Below are 14040 nucleotides of genomic sequence, written 5' to 3' on the forward strand. Positions count from 1 at the left end.
GAGGAGGGCGAGGAGGGCGAGGGGGCGCAGGCGGGGGACGATCACGCAACCGCTTGTAGCGGGGCGCACGGGCGGATCAATCCGTACGGTTGGGGAGCGATGACGCGCTGCGCATCGCCGGCCCGCACCGCGAGCGCGGCGAACCGCGAGGGCGCCTTCCGGGGATCGCGCGGCCGGCCGGCGGGCTCCTTCGTGGCCGTGGCGACGCCGCCGCATCTCGGGATGAGGGCCCGGACCGGAAAGACTATCTCAGGCGATCCCGGCGCGATCCGAAGCAAGACCACCGGGGACGATGATTTATCCGCGCCTCACATCCGCTTAAGTTGCAAGTCCGAGGGCGCATTCCATCGGCTGGACGCTGCGTCCGGCGCGCTTCATTTGCATGGCTCCAAGCTTGGCCTCCGGCTTGCTTAGACTGAATCGTCCTGGACGCATCCGGATGAGGAAACGGGAGGCGAGATGGCAGACACATCAGGCTTCAGTCGCCGCAAGCTCATCGCCATGGTCGGCGCCGCCGCCGGGAGCGCGGCGGCCTATCAGGTGATGACCAGCCTCGGGTTTGCCGGGGAATCGCCCTATCGCGGGCCGATCCAGCTCGACGGCGATCCCAAAGGCGCCTCGGTGCTGGTCCTCGGGGCCGGGCTCGCCGGCATGACGGCGGCGCTGGAGCTGCACCGGGCCGGGTACCGGGTGCAGATCCTCGAATACAACACCCGCGCCGGCGGCCGGAACTGGACGCTGCGCGGCGGCGACACCTACACGGAACTCGGCGGCGAAACCCAGCGCTGCGGGTTCGACGCCGGCCTCTACCTCAACCCCGGCCCCTGGCGGATCCCCTACCACCACCACGGCGTGCTCGATTACTGCCGCCGGCTCGGGGTGGCGCTGGAGCCGTTCATCCAGCTCAACCACAACGCCTTCGTGCACAGCGCATCCGGATTCGGCGGCAAGCCGCAGCGGATCCGCACGGTGAAGACCGATCTCGACGGTGCCACCGCCGAACTCCTGGCCAAGGCCACCCGCAAGGGCGCGCTGGACGCGCAGGTCTCCAAGGAGGACCAGGAGATCCTGATCGAGGCCCTGCGCTCCCTCGGCGGTCTCGACGAGAACCTCGCCTATCGCGCCGGATCCGAGTCCTCGGAATTCCGCGGTTACGCCCACGATCCCGGCGGCGGCCTCTCGGCACGCCCGGTCGACGGCGAGCCGATGGCGCTGCACGACATCCTGACCTCGCGGCTGTGGCGCGGCCTGCAGAATTTCCTGCTCTACGAGTTCCAGACCACGATGTTCCAGCCGGTCGGCGGCATGGGCCGGATCGGCGAGGCCTTCGCCCGCGCGCTGCCGCCGGACATGATCCGGTACGGCGCCAAGGTCACGCAGATTGCGCAGGATGCCCACGGCGTCACCGCCACCTACCGGGATCTCGGCCAGGGCGGCGCCATGCGGCAGGCTCAGGCGGATTGGTGCGTCTGCGCCCTGCCGCTGACAGTGCTGAGCCAGATCCCGACCCAGGTCGGCCCGACCATGAAGGCGGCGATCGACGCCGTGCCCTACGCCTCATCCGTAAAGGTCGGGCTTCAGTTCAAGCGGCGGTTCTGGGAGGAGGACGAGCATATCTTCGGCGGCATCTCCTACACCGACCTGCCGATCCGCCAGATCGCCTATCCCGCGACCGGTTACAATGCCGGCGGCAAGGGCGTTCTACTCGGCGCCTATACCTGGAACGGGCCGAACTCCTATGAATTCACAGCCCAGAGCCCCGCCGAGCGGGTGCGCCGGGCGGTGGCCTACGGCAGCCAGATCCACCCGCAATACCGCACCGAGTTCGAGACCGGGATCGCGGTGGCCTGGCACCGGGTGCCGTTCACCCTGGGCTGCGCCGGCGACTGGACCGACGAGGCGCGGGCCCAGCACTACGACAACCTCTGCGCGATCGACGGGCGGATCATGCTGGCCGGCGAGCACGCCTCATACATCCCGGCCTGGCAGGAGGGCGCGATCCTCTCGGCGCTTGACGCGGTCACGCGGCTCCACAAGAGGGTTCTGGCGGCATGAATGTCCTTTCGATCCCCCGAATCGTCGCGCTGCTGCTCGCCTCGGGCGGAGCCGCCACCGCGCAGGAGCACGCCACGATGGCGGCCCTGCCGTCGGCCGGTCCCGCGATGAGCCAAGGCAAGAGCTTCACCCAGGCCGAAGGCGAGGCGCTCTACGCCCAGGTCTGCGCCGCCTGCCACCAGGCGGGGGGCGAGGGCGCGGTCGGCGCGGCCTCGTATCCGCCGCTCCTGCACAACGAAAGACTCGCCGGCGCCGGCTACGCCGTCACGGTGCTGTTGTACGGCCTGCGCGGCATGCCCCCGCTCGGGCGCATGATGAGCGACACCCAGGTGGCCGCGGTGGTGAACTACGTCCGCACCCATTTCGACAACCATTACGGCGACGCGGTCGCCCCCCAGGATGTGAAGGCAGCACGGCCATGATCGGACGGATCCTGATACCGCTCGCCCTCGCCATGTCGGCCGGGCCGGCGCTTTCCGAAGACATCACCCGGCACCCGATCCCTGGCTCGGACTTCCCGATCTCGGAAGCGGTCGAGGTGCCCGCCGGGCACGCGACCGTCTATCTCAGCGGCTTCGGGCCGGCTGTGACCGATCCCAACGCCGAGAAGAACACGGTCGCCGCCTTCGGCGATACCCGCGCCCAGACCGCCTCGACCCTAGCCGCCATCGAGGCGGCCCTGAAACGCCGGAACCTCTCCCTCCGCGACGTTGTGAAAATGACGGTCTTCTTGGTCGTTGACCCGGCCAAGGGCGGGCGAATGGATTTCGCCGGCCTGATGGAATCCTACCGCGCGACGTTCGGGACGGCGGCTCAGCCGAACCTGCCGACCCGCTCGGCCGTGCAGGTCGCGGCGCTCGCCAATCCGGGCTGGCTGGTGGAGATCGAGGTCACCGCCGTGCGGCCGTGACTAGGGATTGCTCCAGCCACACGGATGCCCACCGCGTCCTCCCGCGGCCGCGATATCCGGGATGAATTCGGTTTCGGCTGGCTGACGCGACCCGCTCCGTCATGGCGGTCAGCGAAGCACCCCGGGATGACCGGGGTTGCTGTCGGACCGGCGTCGGCAAGCAACTTGCGCGTCGGATGGCGGGATAGTGTCTGCCTCCCGCAGCAAACACTTGGAAACGGATGGGTCTCAATCCGCAATTCAACGCGCGCCGCCGCACCAGTATGCTCTTCGTCGGCGGGCGCTCGCCACCTGATTTGCATGACTGGAGTTTCTCGACTGCAATTGCTTTACTGAATGCACGCGAACGAAGAGATGCACGACTTTTGCTAAATATTTGAAAAGTTTAGATTAAATCCATTTTTTATTAGAGAGATAAAACGCGGCCGCGATTAAACATCCTTGGTCGGCGGCGCCATCATCCACCTGTAACGGCGGTCAGTTCAGCCGCACCCTCAAGATTGTCGGCACATAGCCCCGACCGGCACGGGGAGATGTCGTTTCTCCGGCAAGCGCCCGTCAATCTATAGGTGACCGAAGTTGCCACGTTATAAGTTCAGATACGGCTTTCGCTTGGTCACGATTTTATCGAAGCGCGTTAAATTCTCGCGCCACAAAGCCGCTGCCTTTTGTGTCGGCGATAGACCTGAAACCAGATCTCTCATGCCATCCGGGGAGAATGGCGGATTCGGGCAGAAATACGGGGTTAGCGGCCTGCTGGCGTAGTAGTTATAGAAAAAGGCCCTGCGGTTTTTGCCGGTGGCAGGCTTGCCCCTGTAGTAGTATTTCGATGTATCACAAAATATCACGGACCCCGCCGGGCCGGTGAAGGTTGTGATGTCGAAATCGATCTTGCTCTCGTTTTGAGCCTGTATCAATTTCTGTTGCTTGAAGCCTCGTGATTTTTCAAGATCGGAGGTTTTGTGTTGCAAATGGAGAATTTCAAAAGGTCCGTCGTCGTCACCGACATCGTTCAGATAGATGGCAACTTTCACCATCGGAGTGTCTTCGCTATCTTTGTGCCAAGTCCTGGCGCCTTTTTCTAAGCCATCGGCAACAGTGAAAAATATATCGACTCCTCCGAACGCGACGGGGAGCTTCAAGTAATGCTCAATGATTTTAAGAAATTTTTCATCCAGTCCTGCGGAGAAAATGACCTTGAATTGATCCAGCAAAGAGGGATTTGCGTCGAGCAACCTTATGATGTCGATAGTCTTGCCTGTTTTGAGGTAGGTCCGTTCTGTCTCATCATAGATCCGATTGGCGGCGGTACGAAATCGGTTCGCCGTGAAGGATTCGAATAAATCCACGTCCGCCCTGCAGAAACCCCGCTCACTCAAAGCATGCGCGAGCGGCAGCTCCTGAAACGTCAATATCGGCAAATTGTGCCTGTGAGCTTCGATATCAGACGCCCGGTTGTTGATCGACCTGCGCTGGATAGGACCAAGCGAATAGACCAAATGCGTTGTCTTGGACGGCCATTGTGCAATGCGATGGAAGATCTTTCGTATCGTGACGTCGATCTTTCGCATCGCTGTCATAAGGCACCCGCTGCTGAAAAGTTAGGCGCGCAATGGCTCAGTGTCCGCCGCTTCTGCTTTCCACCCATGCATTCAGAGTATACACGTCTCTGAATGTTTCAATTTTTATAGGTCAATACCATCTTTAAGTGTTTCTATTTGATTTGTGTTAAATGTCAAGCTCAAATTGGTGGTCTTGAAGCCCAATTCTCACTCCCACTACCGCTCTTGCCGACATGTCTCCGGTGGACTGGTTCACCGTCAATCTTCCGCGCACGGGGCCGATCGACCAGATCGCCAACATCACGGCGTTGCCGGCTTCACGCGCCGGTCCAGCGTGCGGGCCGCCGAAGTGGAGCGCGGACCGGAATCCACACGCGCGCTAAATCGAGTCGTGGGAGGCGATCCTGTTTGCAATGCGATCGGGAACGGCGCTCACGGTCGGGAAAACGATTTGGCTTCGACGCGGCTGGCAGACAGATATGGATCGACCGGATCGGGTCGGCCTGCGGCGGTCCGTCGACGCGTGGCGCCCCATAAAACTGGACTTCGCCGCACCGCGCGCGCGACCGCGGCCCTGTGCGAAAGCAGGTCCCGACGAGAGACCGGCCCGCCTCGTCCGCTCGATCGCGATTAACCTCGGACCAACCCCGTTCACGGCGTTTGGCGCCCAGCTTCAGGGGTGACGCGCCACGCTCTCCTCCCCCTCGTCGCTGACGGTTACCCACGTTTGAGAGATGCATCGCCCGGGATTTGATTCCCCATCCGTAACGACCCGCGCCGTCATTCCGGAGCGCCGCAGGCGAGCCCTGAACCCAGAATTGCCGCGGGTTCAAGAACTTGACGCATCGGTGCATCTGGATCCCGGGCTCCGCCGCGCGGCCCCGGGATGACGGCACGTGCCGGCACGGGTCCGGCCTTCACCGGACGACGATCGAGCCTTCCGCCCTGGGAAGCGATGACCCTTCCGATCCGTTTAAGACCGTTGCCACGAACCGAGGGAAAACGCCTATTTTTCGAGGCGTTGGCGCCAATCTGAGACGTGTCGATCCGCTTGGTCGAACGTCTCGATCGAGACCCCATCCAAACAGCTCGAGAGGGCTGGCCCAAAACCCGGCTCCTACCGCAGGGCCGCCCCCGGCTCCCCGGCCCAAGCCGGCGCGTCATCCCCCAGCCGGCGGGCGGCCCGGTCCCAGCGCATCGCGGCACCCGCCACATTCAGCGGTGGGCGCAGGCGATGCGCAGGCCCCCAGGAGGTCGCCTCGACCTCCGGGGCGAGATCCTCCGGGGTCTCGGGGGCGAAGGCCGGCTCCGGTTCGGCCGGGCCGGCCGCGATCAGGAACGCCGCCGTCCGGGCGAGCGACAGGCGGGCGCGGCCGCCGGTGCCGTCTCGAAGCCGGTGGGCCAGCAGGCGGAGCGCGCCCGCCGCCATGAGATAGCCGGTGGCGTGGTCGAGCGCCTGGACCGGGAGCGGCACCGGCGCCTCGGCCTGCCGCCAGGCCTGCCCTGCCTCGGCGAGGCCGCAGCTCATCTGCACGAGGCTGTCGAAGCCGCGCCGCCCCGCCCAGGGGCCGGTCCAGCCATAGGCGTCGAGCGCCACGTCGATCAGGCCCGGGGCCAGGGCCCGCCGCGCCTCGGGGCCGTAGCCGAGGCCGTCGAGGGCGCCGGGGCGGTAGCCGTGGACCAGCACGTCCGCCCCCGCCAGCAGCGCCTCGAAGGTCGCCCGGTCTGCGGCCCTGCGCAGGTCGAGGCGGGAACAGGTCTTCCCCAGCGTCATCTCGGGCACGAGGGCCGGCTCGTCCCAGTCGGGCGCATCGATCCGCAGCACATCCGCCCCGAACCCGGCCAGGAACCGGGTCGCCACCGGGCCGGCGAGCACCCGGGTCAGGTCGAGCACCCGCAAACCCGCCAGCGGCCGCTCCGGCCGGGGCCGCCAGCGCGACGCGCTCCGGTCGGGGTCCGAATCGAACGCCACCAGGGGCTCGGCCGCCACCGCCCGGCCCTGGGGATGGGACGCCCACGCCTCCAACCCACGCAGCTCGGCCGCGCAGCCGCCCTCGGCCACCACCGCCGCCTCGAGATCCGCCTTGGCCCAGCCGGCCACCGCCCGCGCCATGCCGGCCCGGTCGGCCTGGGCGCCGAGCACCCGTTCGGCCGCCGCCCGGTGATGCGGGGCGTTGGTGTGAAGCCGGATCCAGCCGTCCCGGGTCCGGTAATCCCCGGCCACCGGATCCCAGGGCGCCGGCACCCGCCAGTTATCCGGCCGCAGCGACGTCGCGAACCAGGCCGCGGCGAGCCGCCGGTCCACCGCGACCGGCCCATCGAGGCCCGCAACTTCCGCGAGCGCCTGGCCGGCGGCTGCAATCGAGGCCGCGGCGAGGTCCGTCACCCGGAATGCGGAGGGCAGGGCGCCGGACCCGGAAACGCGAAGTCTGGCGGCAGGCCGTGAAGGCTCTGCGAAGGGAAGCCGGACTTGGGCGGCCAATTCTTCGTCGATCCCGGGCATGGCGCGTCCCCCCCGCTGCGAGCACCGCGCATGATCGCGCATCCGCGGGCGGGTAGGCTAGGGTGCCGGCCGCGCTATAAGGGTCTCATGTCCGAGGCCGAAACCCCGCCGCTCCTGTCCGTCGAGGGCCTGTCCGTCGCCTTCCGCTCCCGCGCAGGCGAGACGGCGGCGGTCGATTCGATCGGCTTCACGATCCACCGGGGCGAGACCGTCGCGCTGGTGGGGGAATCGGGCTCCGGCAAGTCCGTGACCGCCCTGGCGATCCTGCGGCTGCTCGACGGCGCGGCGCGGCAGAGTGGAAAAATCCTGTTCAAAGGCAGGGACTTGGCGGTTCTACCGGAACGCCAGATGCGCGATGTGCGCGGCGCCGACATCACCATGGTGTTCCAGGAGCCGATGACCTCGCTCAACCCGCTCCACACGATCGAGCGGCAGATCGGCGAGGTGCTGGGGCTCCACCGCGGCCTCACCGGCAAACCCGCCCGGGCGCGGATTCTCGAGCTCCTGGAACTGGTTGGCCTGCGCGATGCCGCGCGCCGCCTGGGCGCCTACCCGCACGAACTCTCCGGCGGCCAGCGCCAGCGGGTGATGATCGCCATGGCGCTGGCCTGCGAACCGGACCTGCTGGTCGCCGACGAGCCGACCACCGCTCTCGATGTGACGGTGCAGGCCCAGATCCTGGCGCTGCTCGCCGACCTTCAGAAGCGGCTCGGCATGGCGCTCCTGTTCATCACCCACGATCTCGGCATCGTCGAGCGCATCGCCGACCGGGTTTGCGTGATGCTGAAGGGCAAGATCGTCGAGGCCGGCGAGACCAAGGCGGTCTTCGCCGACCCGCAGCACGACTACACACGCCGCCTGATCGCCTCGGAACCGAAGGGCCGGGCCAACCCGGTCCCGGCCGACGCGGCGCCCCTGGTGGAGGCCGGCCCGCTTAAGGTCTGGTTCCCACTGAAGGCGGGCGCGTTCCGGCGCGTCACCGGCCACGTCAAGGCGGTGGACGGGGTCTCGCTCACGGTGCGGGCGGGCGAAACCGTTGGTGTCGTTGGCGAATCCGGGTCCGGCAAGACCACGCTGGGCCTCGCCCTGCTGCGGCTCACCGGCTCCGAAGGCCCAATCGTGTTCCTGGGCCAGGCCATCGACGGCTTCACCGTGGCGCAGATGCGCCCACTCCGGAAGGACATGCAGGTGGTCTTCCAGGACCCCTACGGCTCGCTCTCGCCGCGCATGTCCGTGGCCGACATCGTCGCCGAGGGGCTGATCGTGCAGGGCACCGCGCGCTCCCGGGCCGAGCGGCGGGCGGTGGTCTCCAAGGCGCTCACCGATGTCGGCCTCGACCCGGCCGCCATGGACCGCTACCCGCACGAATTCTCCGGCGGCCAGCGCCAGCGCATCGCCATCGCCCGGGCCATGGTGCTCAACCCACGCTTCGTCGTGTTGGACGAGCCGACGTCGGCGCTGGACCGCTCGGTGCAGGCGCAGATCGTGACGCTGCTGCGCGACCTGCAGCGCGAGCGCGGGTTGGCCTACCTGTTCATCAGCCACGACCTGAAGGTGGTGCGGGCGCTCGCGAACTACGTGGTGGTGATGCAGAACGGCCGGGTGGTCGAGGAAGGCCCGGCGGAGACTATTTTTTCCGATCCGCAGACACCCTACACACGGGCGCTGTTCAAGGCCGCCTTCGCCCTAGACAGCGATGTCGCCGCCGAGCTGGAGCCCGCCTGAAAGTGGCGCGCGCCCTCCTCATCGTCCTCGATTCCGTCGGCATCGGCGGCGCCCCGGACGCCGCAGCGTACGGCGATACTGGGTCCGACACGCTCGGGCATATCGCCGAGGCCTGCGCGGCCGGGCGCGGCGACCGGGCGGGCCTGCGCGCCGGCCCTCTGCGCCTGCCCCATCTCGCCGGCCTCGGGCTGGGTCTGGCGGCCGCCGGAGCTTCGGGCCGTATGCCTCCGAACCTCGACCCCGCAGGTGAGCCGGAGGGCGCTTACGGACATGCCGTAGAGACGGCCGCCGGCAAGGACACCCCATCCGGCCATTGGGAGATCACCGGGCTACCGATGCCCGAACCCTGGGGCCATTTCCCGAACAGCCAACCAGCCTTCCCGGCCGCGCTGACGGCGGCGTTGATCGCGGAAGGCGGCCTGCCCGGAATCCTGGGTGACCGACACGCGCCCGGCGTCGCCATCATCGACGAACTCGGCGCCGAGCACGTCCGGACCGGTCGGCCGATCTGCTACACCTCGGCCGACAGCGTCTTCCAGATCGCCGCCCACGAGGAGGCGTTCGGATTGGAGCGCCTCTACGCGCTTTGCATGACCGCGCGCCGCCTATGCGACCCCTACCGGGTCTGCCGCGTGATCGCCCGGCCGTTCATCGGCTCCGTGGCGGCGGGCTTCCGCCGGACCGGCAACCGCAAGGATTTCGCGGTCGCCCCCCCGGGGCAAACCCTGCTCGACCGGGCCGAAGCCGAGGGCCGGGCCGTGGTCAGCGTCGGCAAGATCGGCGACATCTTCGCCCACCGCGCCACCGGCCGCGAGATCAAGCCTGGCGCGAACGCGGCCTGCCTCAATGCGGCCCTGGACGCCTTGGGAGATCTGCCCGAGGGCGGGCTGATCTTCGTGAACCTGGTGGATTTCGACACGGAGCACGGCCACCGCCGGGACGTGCCCGGCTACGCCGCGGAACTGGAGGCGTTCGACGCCCGCATCCCGGAGATCCTGGCGGCGCTCGGGCCCGGCGACCTGGCGGTGATCACTGCCGACCACGGCAACGACCCGACCTGGCCGGGGACCGACCATACGCGGGAGCAGGTGCCGGTCCTGGCTTTCGGCCCCGGTGTCGCGTCCCGATCGATCGGCCGGCGGGACACCTTCGCCGATATCGGCGCCACCCTGGCGGCCCATCTCGGATTGGCCTGGGATGGCGCCGGCCAATCGTTCCTGTAGGGAGCCGAGACATGCGAGACGACGACGAGCGGCCGCGCAAGGCCGTCGCCCACGAGATCGGGCAATCTCTCGACACGCTGTCGCTCTCCGACCTCGACGCGCGCGTCGCGCTGCTGCGAGAGGAGATCGCGCGGATCGAGGCGGCCCGGGCGACCAAGCAGGCCGCACAAGGCGCGGCCGACGCCTTTTTCAAGCGGGGCTGACATCTTGGATCGGACCGAAACCCTCGCGGCCCTGCGGCGCGGCGATCTCGCGGGCGCCCGGGAACTGCGGTTGCCGGACGGACTCGCTGAATTTCCCCAGGAGGTGTTCGGCCTCGCAGACACCCTGGAAGTGCTGGATCTCGGGCGTGGTAGCCTCGCCGATCTGCCGGTCGATCTCGGCCGCCTCCAGAATCTGAGGGTGCTGTTCTGCTCCGGCAATCCGTTCGCGCGGCTGCCGTCCGTCCTCGGCCAATGCCCGACGCTGAGCCAGCTCGGCTTTCGCGGATGCGGCATCCGGGAGGTGCCGGCGGAGGCGCTGCCACGCGACCTGCGCTGGCTCACCCTCACGGACAACCGGATCGAGACGCTGCCGGACACGCTGGGGGCACGGCCGCTGCTGCAGAAGCTGATGCTGTCGGGCAACCGCATGGCGCATCTGCCCGAGAGCTTGGCGGAGGCGCAGAACCTCGAACTGATCCGCCTGTCCTGCAACCGTCTCGACGCGCTGCCGCCTTGGCTGGCACGCCTGCCGCGCCTCGCCTGGATCTCCTACGCGGGCAATCCCGCCGAACGGCCGACGGAGCCCACACCGGCGGCGGCCGTTCCGTGGACCGCGCTCGAGGTCGGCGATTTGCTCGGGGAGGGTGCCTCGGGCCGGGTCCACCGCGCCGTCTGGCGCGGACCTACTGGCCCGCAGGAGGTTGCGCTGAAGCTGTTCAAGGGCGCGATGACCAGCGACGGTCTGCCGGAGCGCGAGATGGAAGCCTGCCTCGCTGCCGGAACCCATCCGGCGCTCACAGGCGCCCTCGGCCGGCTCGTCGACCATCCCGACGGTGCGCAGGGCTTGCTGCTCCGGCTCTTGCCGGCCCAGTGGCGCGTGCTCGCCGGCCCGCCGAGCCTCGCGAGTTGCAGCCGTGACGTCTACGACCCCACCCTGACGCTTGCCACAGGGCATGGCCTGCGCATCGCCGGCGCGGTGGCCGAAGCCGTGGCCCATCTGCACGGGCGTGGCCTGCTCCACGGCGACGTCTACGCCCACAACACGCTGTGGAATGCCGCAACCGGCGCCGCCGTGCTCAGCGATTTCGGCGCCGCCTCGGCGCTGCCTGCTGGCGAAGACGGTGCGGCGCTGAAGCGGATCGAGGTGCGGGCGGTGGGGATCCTGCTGAGCGAGTTGCTGGACCGCAGCGACGGGGCCCTGAACGGGCTGCAGACGCTTGTGGAGGCCTGCCTGCAACCGACCCCGACGAACCGGCCCGATCTGGCGGAAGTGATCTCAGCGATCACGACCGGCGAAACCTTTGACCGGTGCTTAACCTAAAGCCATTCGCGATCCGGGATGACGATCATGCATCCGGGGCCGCCACGATCACCGGTCCTTCAGCCCTCAGTTCCCCGGATACGTACCAGCTATCCCACTGGGAGAACTGCCGAAAAACCCGGACATATCCCTTCGCAGCGAGAAGCGCGTCGATCGCGACCTCGTTCTTCGGATTGTTCTCGACAGATAGGACATTGAATTTTCGGCTGAAGCTGTAAGCCGAAAGGATGTCGAGTTCGCTCCCCTCGGTATCGATCGACAGGTAATCGATGCAAGGCGGCGCCGCGTAGGCGTCGAGCAGATCGTCCAGGGAAATGGTTTCAATCTCGATGCGCTGCCCGCGGCTGCGCGTCTCGGCGAAATGGTCGGACTCAGCGAAACGGGCGATGCCGCTCAATTCGGGATCCGAGTCGTTGGTCGCGATGAAGGTGACCGTCTCGTGCGACCGGGACGAAACGCATCTGTGTTCGATCGCGGCGTCTCGCTCGGCCGCCAACGCGGCGTGCCAGATAGGATTCGGCTCCGCAAGAATCCCCTTCCACCCCAGTGTTTTTTCGAGCCGCCACGTGTTGCTGTTCTTCCTGCCGTTCGTGGCCCCGAATTCTACAAAGTAGCCGCCGATCTTCTCGCCCAGCTCGAAGCAAACCCAGAGATCCTGCAAAATCTGCGATTTCGATTGAGACCTTCGCGCAAGGCAATACGCAAGGAACGTCGCATCGCGATCCAATACGAACCGTCGTACCTGCTTCCTGTTGAGGCGCAAAGCGTTGAATAACATCTTTTGGATGGCAACATTGTCTAACAGCTTGCCGGCCAAGCTAGATGCACCGGAAAGGAGATATTCCCTCGAAGTCATCACCGTCCGGCCCAGATACATGAATTTGCGCAGCGCAGTAAATGTTTTTACTGTAATATCAAGGACACTGCGCAGCGCATCTCATGCGATCGGCACCGATTCAGTTCGGTCCCGAGCCGGCAGACGATACGATTTCCCGAAAACCCTTGCCTGCTCCGGGACCAGGTCGCCGCGCGGGCATCCAGGAAAGACCCGGCCTCGCCCTTCGACACCGGGACACCGGGCGATCTCCATTCGTCATCGTCGACCGAGGCGGAGGCCGGGAGGCGCTGCCGCATCGGCGTGAGACCGGAGGGCCTCGCGAGCCTATCGCGACAGCGGTGGTCCCGGATCGATCGCCGGCAACTCGTTCGCCGGGAGGGCCGCGCCGACCTGCGCCTGCGCAGTTCCGACCCCGCGCGCCCGGTTGGCCAGGGTGACGGTGAGGCGCTCGGCCGTATCGGGCTGCATCGCCGAGAGCACCTCGGCCATCTTGCGCGGGTTCATGGCCAGCACGATCGGCACCAGCACGTCCTGGCCGAGGCGGTCGAACACCCGGGCAGCATCCTTGGGCTTCATCGTCTCGTACATCGTGACGATGTTCTTGAGCCCCTGCTTCTCGGCGTCCTCGCGGGCCTTGGCAGCCGAATCGACCTTCTCCTCCGCCTGCTTGAGGTCGCCCAGCCCGGTCTCGAGCTTGCGTTCGGCCTCGTTGAGCATCTTCTCGCGCAGTTCCAGCTCGTCGTTCTTCTGCCGCAGCGCGTCGCGCCGGGCGCCGAGCTTTTCCAGGAGCGCGCGTTCGGTCGGGGAACCGGATGCCGCCTTCGCCGGCTCGGGCGCGGGCATCTCCGACGGCTTCTCGATCGGTGCCGCGGCCGTCTCCTCCTTGGCGCCGACCGAGCCGGTGGTACCGGGATCGGGGGGCTCGTAGCCGGTGCGCGCCCGGGCCACCGCCCGGCCGTATTCGGGCAGGGTTCCGGCACCCGGCAGGCCGACCTGCCCCAGGGTGAGCAGCTTGAGCAGCAGCAGGCCGCCGGCTGCGATCGCCACGGCATCGATCAGGCGCAGCCGCACCGGCCGCACGGGCTTCAACCGCGGGCGGCGCAGGGCCGTGGCGTCCGTGCGTGGCGCCTGCGGGGTCGGCTTGGGTGCCGGTGGGATCTTCGGGGCCGGGACGCCGGTCACGCGGCGCGCGCCCGGACGCGGGCGAGGGCGCGCTCGCTCATGGCCAGGGCCGCGGCGGCGGCGGCGCCGAGGCGCTCGCCGTTGGGGCTCGCGGGCTCGGACCGGCGCGTCGCGGGAGCCTCGGGCTCGGGGACCGGCCGCGGGGCGGACGGCGGCTCGGATCGGACCGGCGCGGCGCGCATCTGCGCGACGATCGCTCCGATGCGCATCACGACGGTCTCCCCGGCCTCCACCTGCGCAGCCAGTTCGGCGGAGCGGGCTGTGGCGGCCTCGATCCGCGTGGTCAGGGTGCGGTCGCCGTCATCGATCGCCGAGCGCAGCCCCGCGATAGCGCGCTCGGCGGTGCTGGTGGCGACCATTAAGTCGCCGATAGTCTGGCGCAAGGCCGCCTCGTCACCCTTGAGTTGGCTGATCCGGCGCGACAGGCGCAGGCAGGTGACGATCGTGGCCGCCAGGAGGACGGCGACCAGGATGTCGGCGGCGAGCGTGACGAAGAGACTCATGATCCGGACCTATCG

General features: G+C 67.6%; 13 protein-coding genes. 8 read left to right on the forward strand and 5 right to left on the reverse strand.

All coding sequences use genetic code 11. From position 1 onward, the window contains the following. From FV242_RS35145 to FV242_RS06255, 4 genes are all read left to right on the forward strand, one after another. On the forward strand, window positions 1-414 hold a 414-nt coding region (locus FV242_RS35145; RefSeq protein ID WP_210248923.1), incomplete at its 5' end, for a hypothetical protein. 45 nt (window positions 415-459) lie between these two features. Beyond that, window positions 460-2055, forward strand: a complete 1596-nt coding sequence (locus FV242_RS06245) for a flavin monoamine oxidase family protein (RefSeq protein ID WP_147938331.1) — start codon at window positions 460-462, stop codon at window positions 2053-2055. Beyond that, the gene (locus FV242_RS06250; RefSeq protein ID WP_147909375.1) at window positions 2052-2477 is read left to right on the forward strand and encodes a cytochrome c; all 426 of its coding nucleotides are present in this window, start codon (window positions 2052-2054) and stop codon (window positions 2475-2477) included. Before FV242_RS06245 ends, FV242_RS06250 begins: the two co-directional genes overlap by 4 nt. Beyond that, window positions 2474-2965, forward strand: a complete 492-nt coding sequence (locus FV242_RS06255) for a RidA family protein (RefSeq protein ID WP_147938332.1) — start codon at window positions 2474-2476, stop codon at window positions 2963-2965. Before FV242_RS06250 ends, FV242_RS06255 begins: the two co-directional genes overlap by 4 nt. A gap of 587 nt (window positions 2966-3552) precedes the next feature. Here FV242_RS06255 and FV242_RS06260 read toward each other — a convergent pair. Both FV242_RS06260 and FV242_RS06265 read right to left on the reverse strand, forming a co-directional pair. Further along, window positions 3553-4536 (reverse strand): hypothetical protein, encoded by a 984-nt coding sequence (locus FV242_RS06260; protein WP_246692622.1) that lies wholly within the window; start codon window positions 4534-4536, stop codon window positions 3553-3555. Window positions 4537-5644: 1108 nt separating this feature from the next. Next, window positions 5645-6913 carry a CoA transferase gene (locus FV242_RS06265; protein WP_246692623.1) on the reverse strand — a complete coding sequence of 423 codons (1269 nt, stop codon included), beginning with the start codon at window positions 6911-6913 and terminating at the stop codon, window positions 5645-5647. A 204-nt stretch (window positions 6914-7117) separates the two neighbouring features. Here FV242_RS06265 and FV242_RS06270 point away from each other — a divergent pair, with 204 nt between their 5' ends. From FV242_RS06270 to FV242_RS06285, 4 genes are read left to right on the forward strand one after another with little or no spacing between them, the layout of a single operon-like run. Then, a complete protein-coding gene (locus FV242_RS06270) occupies window positions 7118-8755 on the forward strand; it encodes an ABC transporter ATP-binding protein (RefSeq protein ID WP_147910563.1) in 1638 nt (545 codons plus the stop codon). Window positions 8756-8757: 2 nt separating this feature from the next. Beyond that, complete coding sequence (locus FV242_RS06275; RefSeq protein WP_147910564.1) at window positions 8758-9978, forward strand: phosphopentomutase; 1221 nt, start codon at window positions 8758-8760, stop codon at window positions 9976-9978. Window positions 9979-9989: 11 nt separating this feature from the next. Beyond that, window positions 9990-10181, forward strand: coding sequence for a DUF1192 domain-containing protein (locus FV242_RS06280; protein ID WP_147938335.1), 192 nt, complete (start codon window positions 9990-9992; stop codon window positions 10179-10181). A 4-nt stretch (window positions 10182-10185) separates the two neighbouring features. Next, complete coding sequence (locus FV242_RS06285; protein ID WP_147938336.1) at window positions 10186-11502, forward strand: leucine-rich repeat-containing protein kinase family protein; 1317 nt, start codon at window positions 10186-10188, stop codon at window positions 11500-11502. Window positions 11503-11527: 25 nt separating this feature from the next. Here FV242_RS06285 and FV242_RS06290 read toward each other — a convergent pair whose 3' ends face one another. The 3 genes from FV242_RS06290 to FV242_RS06300 all read right to left on the reverse strand — a co-directional run bounded on the left by FV242_RS06290 (window position 11528) and on the right by FV242_RS06300 (window position 14025). Further along, complete coding sequence (locus tag FV242_RS06290; RefSeq protein WP_306440290.1) at window positions 11528-12319, reverse strand: FkbM family methyltransferase; 792 nt, start codon at window positions 12317-12319, stop codon at window positions 11528-11530. A 345-nt stretch (window positions 12320-12664) separates the two neighbouring features. Then, window positions 12665-13522 (reverse strand): MotE family protein, encoded by an 858-nt coding sequence (locus FV242_RS06295; protein WP_246692624.1) that lies wholly within the window; start codon window positions 13520-13522, stop codon window positions 12665-12667. Beyond that, a complete protein-coding gene (locus FV242_RS06300; protein ID WP_147938337.1) occupies window positions 13519-14025 on the reverse strand; it encodes a DUF6468 domain-containing protein in 507 nt (168 codons plus the stop codon). The genes FV242_RS06295 and FV242_RS06300 overlap by 4 nt, the downstream gene beginning before the upstream one ends. Between the last annotated feature and the right edge of the window lie 15 nt (window positions 14026-14040).

It is taken from the genome of Methylobacterium sp. WL64 (assembly GCF_008039945.1).
Lineage (GTDB): Bacteria > Pseudomonadota > Alphaproteobacteria > Rhizobiales > Beijerinckiaceae > Methylobacterium.

What these genes read in the sequence shown, in the direction of transcription:
- FV242_RS06245 (WP_147938331.1), top strand. Translation starts at nt 460, where the DNA reads ATGGCAGACACATCAGGCTTCAGTCGCCGCAAGCTCATCGCCATGGTC.
- FV242_RS06250 (WP_147909375.1), top strand. Translation starts at nt 2,052, where the DNA reads ATGAATGTCCTTTCGATCCCCCGAATCGTCGCGCTGCTGCTCGCCTCG.
- FV242_RS06255 (WP_147938332.1), top strand. Translation starts at nt 2,474, where the DNA reads ATGATCGGACGGATCCTGATACCGCTCGCCCTCGCCATGTCGGCCGGG.
- FV242_RS06260 (WP_246692622.1), bottom strand. Translation starts at nt 4,536, where the DNA reads ATGCGAAAGATCGACGTCACGATACGAAAGATCTTCCATCGCATTGCA.
- FV242_RS06270 (WP_147910563.1), top strand. Translation starts at nt 7,118, where the DNA reads ATGTCCGAGGCCGAAACCCCGCCGCTCCTGTCCGTCGAGGGCCTGTCC.
- FV242_RS06280 (WP_147938335.1), top strand. Translation starts at nt 9,990, where the DNA reads ATGCGAGACGACGACGAGCGGCCGCGCAAGGCCGTCGCCCACGAGATC.
- FV242_RS06300 (WP_147938337.1), bottom strand. Translation starts at nt 14,025, where the DNA reads ATGAGTCTCTTCGTCACGCTCGCCGCCGACATCCTGGTCGCCGTCCTC.